This is a genomic window from Streptomyces sp. NPDC053750 (genome assembly GCF_044544295.1).
Taxonomy (GTDB): Bacteria; Actinomycetota; Actinomycetes; order Streptomycetales; family Streptomycetaceae; genus Streptomyces.
Window position 1 is genome coordinate 719,904 of record NZ_JBITXB010000001.1, and the last position, 12,967, is coordinate 732,870.

General features: G+C 71.4%; 13 protein-coding genes. 5 read left to right on the plus strand and 8 right to left on the minus strand.

Translation table 11 applies throughout. The features are described from left to right. Positions 1 to 3: 3 nt before the first annotated feature. The 4 genes from chvE to ACIGO6_RS03090 all read right to left on the minus strand — a co-directional run bounded on the left by chvE (position 4) and on the right by ACIGO6_RS03090 (position 4,555). Positions 4 to 1,113 (minus strand): multiple monosaccharide ABC transporter substrate-binding protein, encoded by a 1,110-nt coding sequence (gene chvE, locus ACIGO6_RS03075; protein ID WP_399870462.1) that lies wholly within the window; start codon positions 1,111 to 1,113, stop codon positions 4 to 6. Positions 1,114 to 1,253: 140 nt separating this feature from the next. Beyond that, the gene (locus ACIGO6_RS03080) at positions 1,254 to 2,225 is read right to left on the minus strand and encodes a hypothetical protein (protein WP_399870465.1); all 972 of its coding nucleotides are present in this window, start codon (positions 2,223 to 2,225) and stop codon (positions 1,254 to 1,256) included. A 162-nt stretch (positions 2,226 to 2,387) separates the two neighbouring features. After that, entirely contained in the window at positions 2,388 to 3,392 is a 1,005-nt protein-coding gene (locus ACIGO6_RS03085) for a zinc-binding dehydrogenase (RefSeq protein WP_399870468.1), read from the minus strand. Next, positions 3,389 to 4,555, minus strand: a complete 1,167-nt coding sequence (locus tag ACIGO6_RS03090) for a mandelate racemase/muconate lactonizing enzyme family protein (protein WP_399870471.1) — start codon at positions 4,553 to 4,555, stop codon at positions 3,389 to 3,391. Before ACIGO6_RS03090 ends, ACIGO6_RS03085 begins: the two co-directional genes overlap by 4 nt. Before the next feature lie 313 nt (positions 4,556 to 4,868). Between ACIGO6_RS03090 and ACIGO6_RS03095 the strand changes: the two genes are divergently transcribed. After that, a complete protein-coding gene (locus tag ACIGO6_RS03095) occupies positions 4,869 to 5,471 on the plus strand; it encodes a hypothetical protein (protein ID WP_399870474.1) in 603 nt (200 codons plus the stop codon). 125 nt (positions 5,472 to 5,596) lie between these two features. Here the strand turns inward: ACIGO6_RS03095 and ACIGO6_RS03100 are convergent, their stop codons facing one another. Beyond that, positions 5,597 to 6,037 (minus strand): MarR family winged helix-turn-helix transcriptional regulator, encoded by a 441-nt coding sequence (locus tag ACIGO6_RS03100; protein ID WP_399870476.1) that lies wholly within the window; start codon positions 6,035 to 6,037, stop codon positions 5,597 to 5,599. 136 nt (positions 6,038 to 6,173) lie between these two features. Between ACIGO6_RS03100 and ACIGO6_RS03105 the strand changes: the two genes are divergently transcribed. The 3 genes from ACIGO6_RS03105 to ACIGO6_RS03115 all read left to right on the plus strand — a co-directional run bounded on the left by ACIGO6_RS03105 (position 6,174) and on the right by ACIGO6_RS03115 (position 8,681). Further along, entirely contained in the window at positions 6,174 to 7,196 is a 1,023-nt protein-coding gene (locus ACIGO6_RS03105) for an NADP-dependent oxidoreductase (protein WP_399870479.1), read from the plus strand. Between the two features lie 99 nt (positions 7,197 to 7,295). After that, a complete protein-coding gene (locus tag ACIGO6_RS03110; RefSeq protein WP_122620306.1) occupies positions 7,296 to 7,715 on the plus strand; it encodes an organic hydroperoxide resistance protein in 420 nt (139 codons plus the stop codon). A gap of 123 nt (positions 7,716 to 7,838) precedes the next feature. Beyond that, on the plus strand, positions 7,839 to 8,681 hold the full coding sequence (locus ACIGO6_RS03115; protein ID WP_399870484.1) for an EI24 domain-containing protein: 843 nt from the start codon (positions 7,839 to 7,841) through the stop codon (positions 8,679 to 8,681). Between the two features lie 227 nt (positions 8,682 to 8,908). On the opposite strand, the gene ACIGO6_RS03120 is transcribed toward ACIGO6_RS03115, so the two are convergent. Together ACIGO6_RS03120 and ACIGO6_RS03125 are read right to left on the minus strand one after the other, a co-directional pair. After that, on the minus strand, positions 8,909 to 9,898 hold the full coding sequence (locus ACIGO6_RS03120) for an aldose epimerase family protein (RefSeq protein ID WP_399870487.1): 990 nt from the start codon (positions 9,896 to 9,898) through the stop codon (positions 8,909 to 8,911). Positions 9,899 to 9,939: 41 nt separating this feature from the next. Next, positions 9,940 to 10,851: an SGNH/GDSL hydrolase family protein gene (locus ACIGO6_RS03125; protein ID WP_399870490.1), complete on the minus strand. Its 912-nt coding sequence runs from the start codon at positions 10,849 to 10,851 to the stop codon at positions 9,940 to 9,942. Positions 10,852 to 11,109: 258 nt separating this feature from the next. Here ACIGO6_RS03125 and ACIGO6_RS03130 point away from each other — a divergent pair, with 258 nt between their 5' ends. Further along, on the plus strand, positions 11,110 to 11,604 hold the full coding sequence (locus tag ACIGO6_RS03130) for a DUF3145 domain-containing protein (protein WP_399870493.1): 495 nt from the start codon (positions 11,110 to 11,112) through the stop codon (positions 11,602 to 11,604). Positions 11,605 to 11,673: 69 nt separating this feature from the next. Here ACIGO6_RS03130 and ACIGO6_RS03135 read toward each other — a convergent pair whose 3' ends face one another. Beyond that, positions 11,674 to 12,945, minus strand: coding sequence for a beta-ketoacyl-[acyl-carrier-protein] synthase family protein (locus tag ACIGO6_RS03135; RefSeq protein ID WP_399870496.1), 1,272 nt, complete (start codon positions 12,943 to 12,945; stop codon positions 11,674 to 11,676). Positions 12,946 to 12,967 lie beyond the last annotated feature (22 nt).

The following is a 12,967-nucleotide window of genomic DNA, read 5'->3' on the forward strand; positions in this document are numbered from 1 at the left end:
CGGTTACTTGAGGTCGTCCGCGGAGTAGGTGCCGCCGTCGACGAGGACCTTCTCGTAGTTGGTCTTGTCCACGCTGACCGGCTGCAGCAGGTAGGCGGGGACGACCTTGGAACCGTTGTCGTACGACTTGGTGTCGTTGACCTCGGGCTTCTTGTCGTTGAGGGAGGCTTCGACCATGTTCGAGGCGACCTTGGCGAGCTCGCGGAGGTCCTTGAAGACGGTCTGGGTCTGCTCGCCCGCGATGATCGACTTCACCGAGGCGACCTCGGCGTCCTGGCCGGTGACGACCGGCATGGGCTTGTTGGCGGAGCCGTACCCGTCCGACTTCAGCGCGGAGAGGATGCCGATGGAGATGCCGTCGTAGGGCGAGAGCACCGCGTCGACCCGGGCGCCGCGGTAGCTGGAGGTGAGCAGGTCGTCCATGCGCTTCTGCGCGGTGCCGCCGTCCCAGCGCAGGGTGGTGACCTGGTTCAGGGCGGTCTGCTTGGAACGGACGACCAGCTGGCCCTTGTCCATGTAGGGCTTGAGGACGTTCATCGCACCCTGGAAGAAGTACCGGGTGTTGTTGTCGTCGTTGGAGCCGGCGAACAGCTCGATGTTGAAGGGGCCCTTCTCGCCCTTCGTCAGACCGAGCTTCTCGGCGATGTAGCCGCCCTGCAGCTCGCCGACCTTCTCGTTGTCGAACGAGGCGTAGTAGTCGACGTTCTCGGTGCCGAGGATCAGCCGGTCGTAGGAGATGACCGGGATGTCGGAGTCCTTGGCCTGCTGGAGCACGTTGTTGAGGGACTTGTTGTCGATCGCGGCGACGACCAGGGCGTCCACGCCCTGGGTGATCATGTTCTCGATCTGGGAGACCTGCTGGTCCGGGTCGTCCTCGCCGTAGACGAGCTTGGTCTCGTACCCCTTGGCCTTCAGTTCCTTCTCGACGTTGGCGCCGTCGGCGATCCAGCGCTCGGAGGACTTGGTCGGCATCGCGATGCCGATGGTGGCGCCGTCGGAGCCCCCCTTGTCCTCCTCGCTGCCGCCCTCGCTGCTCTGGCCGCAGGCGGTCAGCGTGAGGGCGAGGGAGGCGGCGGAGGCTATGGCGGCGAGTGCGGCTCTGCGGTTGCGCATGGTCATCATCCTTGATGTGGGTGCAGGGCTCGGTCTGGTGGTGCCAGGACGCTGGAACGCTGAGGGTGGATCGACCGAGAGGCAGGTGTGTGGGATTGTGCGCGGTCGTGTCTTCTTTTGTGAAGGGAGTTTCCGGAACGTTATGACGAGATCTCGAACCGGTTGAGCGACCCCGGCAGCCGGGTGCCGAGCGGCGCCATGTCCCCGTCCGCCCCGTGCCGGGCCAGCAGGTCGAGGGCGAGCCGGCCGCGCCGCACCCGCTCCTTGGCGGTGGCCAGGGTCAGTTCCCGCAGGTGGTGGCCGTACGGGTAGATCCCGGGCGCCTTGGCGAGGCCGAACTTCAGATACAGCGGCGCGCCGCGCCGGATCAGCTCGGCGATCTCGTACATCCGCACATAGCCGCCGAGGTCGTCGGGAGCCTCGATGTACATGTCCATCGGCGCGGCCGAAACCCGCCGTATTTCGGTCAGGTGGTCCGGCGTCAGGTCGCTGGGCACGTTGATGGAGTCGGCGCCGAGCCGCTCGTACACCGCGTACGAGGCGGGGTTGACCGGTCCCACGAGCGCCGACAGCTTGAGCGTGGTGTCGGCGGGGATGACGCCGGCCGACCGCGCCCGGTGCAGCGTCCACAGCACGCCCTCGTCGGCGACGAGCAGGCACTTGACGCCCAACTCCGTGGCCCGGACGGCGTCTTCGACGCACCCGGCGACGGCGTCGTGGCCGCGGGCGCGCAGACCCGCGCCGCCCGAGTCGGTCCGGGTGGAGCCGCCGATGTCCCAGGTGCCGCGCGGACCGGTGAACAGGCAGAGCTCGATGTCGCGTTCGGCGGTGGCCTCGACCATCTCGGTGATCTCGGCGTCGGTCAGCATCCACACCCCGCTGCCCTGGCTGATCCGGTGGATCGGCACGTCCAGCCGCGAGGACTCCTTCAGCACCACCCCCAGCGCCTCCGGACCCTCGCAGGAGGGGATCTCGGTGCGCCAGCGGCCACCGCCCGGGAAGGAGTGCGGCGAGGCGTCGGCGGCGTCGGGGGCGGGCGCGGCCAGACCGAGGGCGGTGAGCGCCGGCTCACCGGGCCTGCGTGCGGCGGCCGTGGCGGAAGCGTCGGTCACAAGCGTTCCTTAGGGTTCGATACGCCGGAGCCCGCACCCGGCATGCCGTGTTCGACATGTCGGACAGAGTTCGCGGCGTGAGGTACGAAAAGCTCGAAGTGGATGTACGCCGGTACGGAGGCCGTCAGGTCGCCCCCGTACCGGCGTACGGCTCAGGGGCGGTCAGGGATGCAGCAGCACCTTGCCCACCTTGGGGTCGCCGGACCCCACCAGCTCGATGGCCCCGGCGAACTCGGCGAGCGGCAGCTCGTGCGTCACCAGGGGCCGCGGGTCGAGCAGACCGGCCGCGAAGACCCGCACCGTGTGCGCCCACGCGTCCGGCGGCGCCCCGAAGACGGTGTGCACCTCCAGCTGCCGTACGACCAGGTCGGTCGGGTCCAGCCCGGCGGCGCCCGGCGCCGGGATGCCGGTCAGCACCAGCCGGCCGCCCCTGCGCAGCAGCGCGGCGGCGGTGCGGGCGGCGTCCGCGGACCCGGCGGTCTCGATCACGACGTCGAAGTCGTCGGGCAGCAGCTGGTCCTTCGTCCGGAAGTCGGTGGCACCGAACTGCCGCGACAACGCCTCCCGGTCGCCGCGGGTACCGACGACCAGCAGCTCGGCCGGGGACGCGGCGCGCAGGAACTGCACGGCGAACATGCCGAGCGTCCCGGTGCCGACCACCGCGACCCGCTCACCGGGGCGGGCGTTCGCCTTGAGCGCGGCGGCGGCGATGCACGCGGCCGGCTCCAGCAGGGCGGCGGCGGTGAGGTCGGCGTCGTCCGGCAGGGCGTGCAGGAGGCGGGCGGGCAGCGTCAGCGTGGGAGCCATGGCCCCCGGCTGGGTGAACCCCGTCTCCTCGTACCCCGCCGTGCACAGCGTCGTCTCGCCCGCGTGGCAGCGGTCGCAGACCTGGCAGTTGCGGAACCCCTCACCGACGACCCCGCGCCCGACGAGGGACGCGGGCACCCCGGCGCCGACCCGCTCCACGGTCCCGGACCACTCGTGGCCGGGGGTGAGCGGGTAACGCACGTACCCCTCGGGCCGGTTGCCCTGGTAGACCTCGCGGTCGCTGCCGCAGATCCCGGCGGCGTGCACCCGGACCAGCGCCTCGCCGGGCCCGGGCTCGCGCGGCTCGTGCGTCACGAGCCGGTGGACGCCCGGCGCCTCGATGACGACCGCGTCGCTCATGCCTGCGTCCCCTTGGGCTTGCGCTGCTCCCAGCCCTCGGCCCACAGGTCGAACCGCGCCTGCTGCTGCGGGAACTCGGCCGCCGCGTCGACGTCCAGCTCGACCCCGAGACCGGGGGCGTCGGACAGGTGGAAGCAGCCGTCCTCCGGGTTCACCTGCGGCGCGCCCTTCACCACCTTCTTGATCTCCGCGTCCGCGAAGTCGTTGAAGTGCTCCAGGATCTTGAAGTTCGGGGAGGTGAAGCCGACCTGGAGGCTGGCGGCGGTCAGCACCGGCCCGCCCACGTTGTGCGGCGCCACCAGCGTGTAGTGGGTCTCGGCGGTCGCGGCGAGCTTACGGGTCTCCCAGATGCCGCCGATGTGACCGACGTCGGGCTGGATGACGTCCACCGACTGGTCCTCGAACAGCTCGCGGAACTCGATCCGGTCGTGGATGCGCTCACCGGTGGCGATCGGCATGTCCACCTTCTCGGCGACCTTCCTGAGCGCCTTGAGGTTCTCCGGCGGGACCGGCTCCTCCAGCCAGGCCGGCTTGAAGGGCGCGAGTTCCCGCGCGAGCCGGACGGCGGTGGAGGGCGAGAACCGGCCGTGCATCTCCAGCATCAGCTCGGCGTCGGGCCCGATGGCGTCCCGTACGGCCTCGATCAGCGAGACGGCGTAGTTCGTCTGCTGCTGGTCCAGCTCGAAGTGCCCGGTGCCGAAGGGGTCGATCTTCAGCGCCCGGTACCCGCGCTCCATGACCCCCTGCGCGGCCTTGTGGTACGCCTCCGGAGTCCGCTCCGTCGTGTACCACCCGTTGGCGTACGCCTTGACCTTGTCGGTGACCTTGCCGCCCAGCAGCTGCCAGACGGGCACGCCGAGCGCCTTGCCCTTGATGTCCCAGCAGGCCATCTCGACGACGGCGATGCCGGACATCACGATCTCGCCGGCGCGGCCGTAGTCGCCGTACTTCATGCGGCGGGTCAGGTCCTCGACAGCGAACGGGTCCGAGCCGAGAATGTGGTTGACCTCGGCTTCCTTCAGGTAACCGAGGAGGGCGTCGGTGTGGCCCAGCATCCGGGTCTCGCCGACTCCGGTGATGCCCTCGTCGGTGTGCACCTGAACGTAGGTCAGGTTGCGCCACGGCGTCCCGACCACGTGTGTGCTGATTCCGGTGATGCGCACGGCGGCTACCCTTCGCTGTGTTCGATATTTCGTCACTCGTTCGAAATGCTGGCGTGACAGTAAGGAGGGGGCGGCGGGGGTGTCAATGGGTCGGACACATAACGGTTTCGGCAGTTTCGAAAGTACGGCGGGAACGCTCCCGGGCGCTTTCCTACACAACCTTCACAGCCGCCTCTAGGAACACGGCCGTTGCGGAACTTAACCTTCCCGCGTCATGGACTACTGCCACCCGTGCCGACGGCACCTCAACGGCGCCCTCGCCTGCCCGGGGTGCGGCACGCCCGTCGCGCAACCCCCGGCGCCCGACGCTTACTTGACGTCCGGTGAGGGACGTTCGCCGGGGCCCGCCGACAGGCCCGACGGCGCCCCCGGCGCCGCGAGCCCGGCCGGAGGCGGCAGGGCGAGCCGCCGGGACCGCAAGGCCGCCGCGCACCGTCGCCGGCGCCGAGGGGCGCTCCTCGTCACCGCGGGCTTCGTCCTCGCGGCGGGCGGGCTGAGCCTCGCCGAACTCGGCATCGACGCCCCGGACTCCTCGCAGGCGCCGGCCGCGGCGGGCGGCGAGACGACGGACGGCGAGGCGACCCGCGAGGTGGGGGAGGCCTCGGCGATCCCGGTCGACGACACGGCCGGCACGACCACGACCACGACGTCGGGCAGCCCGTCCCCCGACACCTCCGCCTCGACCTCGGCGTCGGCCTCACCCTCGAAGTCCCCGGACGCCTCGGAGTCGGGAACACCGAACGATCCCGAAAACCCGTCGAAACCCCCACCGTCGGCGTCCGCGACAACCCAGCCCCAGAATCCCCCACCTCAGTCGGACAACCCATCCCCGACGACAACCCCCACGCCCCCGACCACGTCCCCGACCCCCACCCCCACAGAAACCTGCGACCGCTTCCTGTGGTGGTGCACCTAACCCCCCAGCCTGCGGGCATTCGTGCCGCCTAGGGCGGCACGGGTGGGCGCAGGCGGCACCCCGTAAGCGCCGGGCCGCGCGACCCACCCCCTGACGTCAGCGCCGGTTCACCGGCAAACGCCGGTTCAGTCCCCCAACATCCTCCGCAACGCATCCCGCAGAGCGACCCGCTCCCCCTCCGACAACCCGGCCAGCGGCGCCCGCGCGAACCGCAGTGACTCCCGCAACCCCCGCGCCACCCGCCGCCCCTCCTCCGTCGCCGCCGCCACCTTCACCCGCCGGTCGGCGGGATCCGGACGCCGCTCGACCAGCCCCCGCGCCTCCAGCCGGTCCACGATCCCGGTCACGTTCGACGGCTCGCACCTCAGCTTCTGCGCCAGCTTCCGCATCGGCAGCGGCTCCAGTGACAGCAGGCTGAGCAGCTTGGCCTGCGCCCCGGTCAGGGCGCGCTCCGCGGCCGCCTCCTCGTAGTCGGCGTGGAAGCGGGCCACCACCTCGCCGATCAGCTCGACGACCTCGAGGGTGAGTGCGTCGGGTCGGCGGGGAGTGTCGTGTGGTGTGGCCATGGAAACAAGGGTACCCATTTGTTTGACAACCTGAAATGTTCAGTCGCATGGTTGTTTCAGTACCTGAAACATCCCCTGAGGCCCGCGCAAGACCCCACGCAAAGCCCCAGGCAAGCCCCCCCGGAAAGGCGCCACCATGACCGACTCCCCCGCCCTCCCCGCCGTCAACCGCGAATGGCACCTGGTCAGCCGCCCGGTCGGCTGGCCCAAGCCCGAGGACTTCGCCCTCGTCGAGGCCGAGCTCCCCACCCCGGGCGAGGGTCAGGTGCTGGTGCGCAACGAGTACGTGTCCGTCGACCCGTACATGCGCGGCCGCATGAGCGCCGCCAAGTCCTACGTCGCCCCCTACGAGCTGGGCGAGCCCATGCAGGGCGGCGCGGTCGGCGAGGTCGTCGTCTCCAACGCCGAGGGCATCGCCGTCGGGGACCACGTCCTGCACTTCTTCGGCTGGCGCGAGTACGCCGTCGTGGACGCGAAGAACGCCGTCAAGGTGGACCCGGACGCGGCGCCGCTGTCGACGTACCTCGGTGTCCTCGGCATGACGGGCCTGACCGCCTACGCCGGGCTGCTGCGCACCGCGTCCTTCAAGGAGGGCGACTCCGTCTTCGTCTCCGGCGCGGCCGGTGCCGTCGGCAGCCAGGTCGGCCAGCTCGCGAAGCTCAAGGGCGCCTCCCGGGTCATCGGCTCCGCCGGCTCGGACGAGAAGGTCAAGCTGCTCGTCGACGAGTACGGCTTCGACGCCGCCTTCAACTACAAGGACGGCCCGGTCGCCGAGCAGCTGCGCGCCGCCGCCCCGGACGGCATCGACGTCTACTTCGACAACGTCGGCGGTGACCACCTGGAGGCCGCCATCGGCTCCCTCAACCGGGACGGCCGCATCGCCGTCTGCGGCATGATCTCCGTCTACAACAACACCGAGCCCGCCCCGGGCCCGAAGAACCTCTCCCGCCTGATCCAGACCCGCGGCCGCATCGAGGGCTTCCTCGTCGGCGACCACTACGACCTCCAGCCGCAGTTCGTCCAGGAGGTCGGCCCCTGGGTCCGCTCCGGCGAACTGAAGTACCGCGAGACGGTCGTCGAGGGCATCGAGAACAACCTGGAGGCGTTCCTCGGTGTCCTGCGCGGCGACAACACCGGCAAGATGATCGTCAAGCTCTGACGGCGACTTCCCGGACTTTCCGGCATGCGGTAGCGTCTTTCCGAAATCCGTCGTGATCGTGGGCGCGAGTCACGGCGCACCGAGGAGGAAGACACCGCAATGCCGATTCAGCAGTCCGAGGTCCTCTACACCGCCGTAGCCACCGCCGAGAACGGTCGCGACGGACGGGTGGCCACCGATGACGGCAAGCTCGACCTGGTCGTGAACCCGCCCAAGGAGATGGGCGGCAACGGCGCCGGCACCAACCCGGAGCAGCTGTTCGCCGCCGGGTACAGCGCCTGCTTCCAGGGCGCGCTCGGCGTCGTCGCCCGCCAGGAGGGCGCCGACATCTCCGGTTCGACCGTCACCGCGAAGGTCGGGATCGGCAAGAACGACGACGGTTTCGGCATCATCGTCGAGATCTCCGCCGAGATCCCGGCGGTGGACGCCGCCACCGCGCGGTCGCTGGTGGAGAAGGCTCACCAGGTCTGCCCGTACTCGAAGGCGACCCGCGGCAACATCACCGTGACGCTCGTCTGACCGGGCCCGTCGCGCAGCACACACAGGAGGCCGCACCCCGGGAAGCGGGGGGCGGCCTCCGGTGCGTCCCGGTGCGTTCCGGCGCGACTCGCCGGGCTCCGCCGGGCCGGTAGAGTTCCGCCCATGCGCGATCTTGGGGCGGGATTCGGTCATCTCCTGAAGGGCCAGCGCTGGGTGGCCCGGCACGGCAAGAGCTACGGCTTCGGGCTCGTCCCGGGCCTGATCACCCTGGTCCTGTACGCGGCCGCGCTGGTCGCGCTGGCCCTGTGGGGCACGGACTTCGTCGCCTGGGTGACGCCCTTCGCCGACGACTGGTCGAGCCCCTGGCTCGGACTCTTCCGCGGCTTCCTCACCGCCGTCCTGTTCGCCCTCGCCCTGCTCCTGGCCGTCCTCACCTTCACCGCGGTCACCCTGCTGGTCGGGCAGCCGTTCTACGAGAGCCTCTCCGAGCGCGTCGACCGCGACGTCTCCCCGGACGGCACCGCTCCCGAGTCGAACCTGCCGCTCCTGCGCGAGCTGTGGATCTCCGGTCGCGACAGCCTCCGGATCCTCGTCCGCGCCGCCGTCTGGGGCGTGCTGCTCTTCGCCCTCGGCTTCATCCCGGTCGTCGGCCAGACGGTCGTCCCGGTGATCGGGTTCTTCGTCACCGGCTTCTTCCTCACCGAGGAGCTGGCCTCCGTCGCCCTCCAGCGCCGCGGGGTCGAACTGCGCGACCGCCTCGCCCTGCTGCGCTCCCGCAAGACGCTGGTCTGGGGCTTCGGCACGCCCCTGGGGGTCGCCTTCCTGGTGCCCTTCGTCGCGGTGTTCCTGATGCCGGGCGCGGTCGCGGGCGCCACGCTCCTCGCCCGCGAGCTGCTGGGCGAGGAGACCCGCGACGGCGACGACGACCCCGCCGAGGGTTCCGGCGGGACCGACGGCGGCTCCGCCGACCCGGCGGTCGGTTCCGGCCCGGCGCCGCGGCACTGACCGACCGCTCCGGCCGCCGGACCGGCCCCGGGGGGGACCGGCTCATGGGTATTTGTGAAGGGTTCGTACGAACCGGCCCTCCGACGCCCCGTTGCGGGCCGTCGGCTCACCGCGACGATTACCGTCGGGACCGGGACCGTCCAGGCGTGCCCCTCTCCAACAGCCCCGGCCCGGGACCTGACAACCGGGCCGGGGCTCGGCGCATCGGGGAATCGGCACAGCGGCGGCTACCGCACCGAGAAGCCGTACACCGTCTCCGAGCGGAACACCTCGCCCGGCCGCAGCACCGTGCTCGGGAACTCGGGCCGGTTCGGTGAGTCGGGAAAGTGCTGCGTCTCCAACGCGATGCCGTCACCGGGCGCGAAGGGCGCGTCCAGGTGGTCGGCGGTGTACAGCTGGAGGCCGGGCTCGGTCGTCGCCACCGTCAGCACGCGTCCCGACGCCGGGTCGTAGAGCTCGGCGACCTCCACGGCGGTGTCCGTCGCGCCCTTGTCGAGGACGAAGTTGTGGTCGTAGCCCGAACCGACCTTGCGGGCCTGCCGGAAGTCGAAGCGGGAGCCCGCCACGTCCTCGAGAGCACCCGTCGGGATCAGGTCCGCGTCGACCGGCGTGATCCGGGAGGCGGCGAGCCGCAGCTCGTGCCCGCCCGCGTGACCGGACGCCCGCCCGCCCAGGTTGAAGTAGCTGTGGTTGGTCGGGTTCAGCACCGTCGGCGCGTCGGTGACCGCCTCGTACACGATCCGCAGCGCGCCCGACTCCTCGAGCGTGTACGTCGCCGTGATCTCCACGCGGCCCGGGAAGCCCTCCTCGCCGTGCGGGCTGACCCGGCTGAGCCGGACGCCGTGCCGCGCACCGTCCCCGACGGGCTCCGCGTCCCACACGTGCTTGTCGAAGCCCCGCTCACCGCCGTGCAGCGCGTTCGGCCCGCTGTTGCGCGCCAGTGCGTACGTCCGCCCGTCCAGCGGGAAACGGCCGCCCGCGATCCGGTTGGCGTACCGCCCGACCAACGCACCGAAGTAGGGCTCCGGATGGGCCGTGTACCCGTCCAGGTCCGCGAACCCCAGCACCACGTCGGCGGTGTTCCCGTCCCGGTCCGGCACCTCGGCCGACTGCACGATCCCGCCGTACGACAGGACCCGTACCCGCACGCCGGACCGCTCCAGGGTCCAGCGGTGGACCGGCGTGCCGTCGGAAAGTGTGCCGAAGAGTTCGTTCATGTGCGGAACTCTAGATCACCGGTCACCGGGACACGCCCAGGTCAGGGCTGCCCGGCGGTGACGGCGCGATGGGCGATCTCCGCCAGCCGGGCCTGACCGCTCACACTCGGATGGAACCAGTCCCAGCGGCTCAACTCGCCGGTACCGAACCGGAATTCGTGCACGGCCCCGTCGTCCGTGCGGCACTTGCGGTCCTTCGCGCAGACCTCCCGCAGGACCCGGTTGTAGTCCTCCACCCGGTCCCGCACCGTGTTCCGCCGCAGGGTCGCCGCCGCGTCCAGGGCGTCCGCGTCGCCCAGCATCGACGGGCAGATGCCCAGCTTCCACACCTGCTTGCCCAGCGGGTCGGTGCGTCCCTGGGACCACAGCCGCTTCAGGTCCGGGATGCTCGCCACGTACACCTGAGCCTTCGGCAGTTCCCGGCGCAGCGTGGCCATGGCCTCCTCGAACCGGTCCCGGAAGTCGGCGACCGACGTCATCGCCGAGGTCGTGGCCCGGCAGGCGTCGTTCGCCCCGATCATCACCGCGACCAGCTCCGGCTTCCGGGCCGCCGCCCGGGTCATCTGCCCGGGCAGGTCCGCCATCCGGGCCCCGGTCACCGCGTAGTTCCAGCTCCGCCCGGCCGCGTCCGCCCTCCCCAGCAGCCGTACGGCGAGACTGTCGACCTCGGCGCTGTCACCGGTCGCCCACGACACCTCCGGGCAGTCCGACAGGACCGCGCAGGCGTCGAAGCCGCGCGTGATGGAGTCGCCCACGGCCGCGACGGACGCGGGGCTCGTGTCCCAGGCCGGGGCGGGCTTCGGCCGCTTCGACGCCGCAGCGGACGGGGCGGGTGAGTCGCCGCCCACGGCGTCACAGCCGGCCGCACCCAGAACGGCGGCGGTCAGGACGGCGAGTACGACACGCGCACGGCGACGGCCGCCCCGCGTCCCCTGGTCCGTCCGCCGACCCATACCGGTGCCACCCCTCGCCTCGTGCCTCCAACGTCCTCAACCCATGACACCGCGCGGAGGTTCCCACGCGCGGCGGTGCAACGGCTCACACCCGCACAAGCGTCCTGCCGGGTGAATGCCGGAGGTTTGTCGACGCCGGGACCGACGGTACGTCACACTCCTTGCCCCGTCGCACGGTAGCCTCGCCATCAACGCGGCCCGCCGGGCCGCGCCCGTGCCACCCCGTTCCGAGATGTCCCGCTCAGCCCGGAGGTTCCGGTGACGACCCGTGGAGTCCTGTACGTGCACTCCGCGCCGCGCGCGCTGTGCCCGCACGTCGAGTGGGCCATCGCCGGGGTGCTCGGCACGCGTGTCAGCCTGGACTGGATCCGGCAGCCCGCCGCGCCCGGCACCCTGCGCTCGGAGTTCTCCTGGCAGGGCCAGGCCGGCACCGCCTCCAAGCTCGCCTCCGCCCTGCGCGGCTGGCAGTTGCTGCGTTTCGAGGTCACCGCCGAACCGTCGGCGAACGCGGAGGGCGAACGCTACAGCTGCACCCCCGACCTCGGCATCTTCCACGCCGTCACCGGCATCCACGGCGACATCCTCATCCCGGAGGACCGGCTGCGCGCCGCCCTGGTCCGCTCCCGGCGCGGCGAGAGCGACCTGGAGTCGGACATCGCCAAGCTCCTCGGCAAGCCCTGGGACGACGAACTGGAGCCCTTCCGCTACGCGGGCGAGGGCGCCCCGGTCCGCTGGCTGCACCAGGTGGTGTGAGACCCGCCCGGCACACGTGAAGGGCCCCCACCGACCGGTGGGGGCCCTTCACGTACGTACGGACGTCGCTCAGACCGTCCGGAACGCCAGCACCACGTTGTGCCCGCCGAAGCCGAACGAGTCGTTCAGCGCGGCGATACGGCCCTCGGCCGGCAGCTTGCGGGCCTCGCCCCGGACGATGTCCGCGTGGGCCTCGGCCTCGGGGTCGAGGTTCTCGACGTTGATGGTCGGCGGCGCCACCCGGTGGTACAGGGCGAGCACCGTCGCGACGGACTCCACGCCGCCCGCGCCACCGAGGAGGTGACCGGTCATCGACTTCGTGCCGGAGACCGCCATGTGGTCGGTGTCGTCGCCGAAGACCTTGCGCAGCGCCTTCAGCTCGGCGATGTCACCGGCCGGCGTCGAGGTGGCGTGCGCGTTGACGTGCACGATCTCGGCGGGGGCGAGGTCGGTGCGCTCCAGCAGGTGCTGCAGCGCGGCCGAGATGCCACGGCCCTCCGGCTCCGGCTGCACGATGTCGTGGCTGTCCGCGGAGATGCCCTGACCGACCGCCTCCACGTAGACACGGGCACCGCGTGCCGCGGCGTGCTCGGCGGACTCCAGGACGACGACGCCGGCGCCCTCCCCGAGGACGAAGCCGTCGCGACCCGTGTCGAAGGGGCGCGAGGCACCCTGCGGGTCGTCGTTGTTCTTGGACATCGCCATCATGTTGCCGAACGCGGCGATGGGCAGCGGGTGGATCGCCGCCTCCGTGCCACCCGCGACGACGACGTCGGCGCGGCCGGTGCGGATCATCTCGATGGCGTAGCCGATGGCCTCGGCGCCCGACGCGCAGGCGGAGACCGGCGTGTGCACGCCCGCCCGGGCGCCCACGGCCAGACCCACGTTCGCGGAGGGGCCGTTCGGCATCAGCATGGGGACGGTGTGCGGGGAGACGCGGCGGACGCCCTTCTCCTTGAGCACGTCGTACTGGTCCAGCAGGGTGGTCACGCCGCCGATGCCGGAGGCGATGACCGCGCCGAGCCGGTCGGGGTCGACGGAACCGTCCTCACCGGCCTTGCCGGTGAAACCGGCGTCCTTCCACGCCTCCTGGGCCGCGATCAGCGCGAACTGCGCCGAACGGTCCAGCCGGCGGGCCTGGGGCCGCGGGATGACCTCGGAGGGGTCCACGGCGACCGGCGCTGCGATGCGGACCGCCTGGTCGGCGGCCCACTCCTGCTCCAGGGGCTGGACGCCGGACCGGCCGGCCACCAGACCCTCCCAGGTAGAGGCTGCGTCGCCACCCAGCGGTGTGGTTGCGCCGATACCGGTGACGACCACGGTGCGATTGGTCGAGCTCACGGGAATTCTTTCTCCAACGGGA

Coding starts and splice junctions, on each gene's coding strand:
- chvE (WP_399870462.1), bottom strand. CDS start 1,113: ATGCGCAACCGCAGAGCCGCACTCGCCGCCATAGCCTCCGCCGCCTCC.
- ACIGO6_RS03085 (WP_399870468.1), bottom strand. CDS start 3,392: ATGAGCGACGCGGTCGTCATCGAGGCGCCGGGCGTCCACCGGCTCGTG.
- ACIGO6_RS03100 (WP_399870476.1), bottom strand. CDS start 6,037: ATGGCCACACCACACGACACTCCCCGCCGACCCGACGCACTCACCCTC.
- ACIGO6_RS03105 (WP_399870479.1), top strand. CDS start 6,174: ATGACCGACTCCCCCGCCCTCCCCGCCGTCAACCGCGAATGGCACCTG.
- ACIGO6_RS03110 (WP_122620306.1), top strand. CDS start 7,296: ATGCCGATTCAGCAGTCCGAGGTCCTCTACACCGCCGTAGCCACCGCC.
- ACIGO6_RS03115 (WP_399870484.1), top strand. CDS start 7,839: ATGCGCGATCTTGGGGCGGGATTCGGTCATCTCCTGAAGGGCCAGCGC.
- ACIGO6_RS03120 (WP_399870487.1), bottom strand. CDS start 9,898: ATGAACGAACTCTTCGGCACACTTTCCGACGGCACGCCGGTCCACCGC.
- ACIGO6_RS03125 (WP_399870490.1), bottom strand. CDS start 10,851: ATGGGTCGGCGGACGGACCAGGGGACGCGGGGCGGCCGTCGCCGTGCG.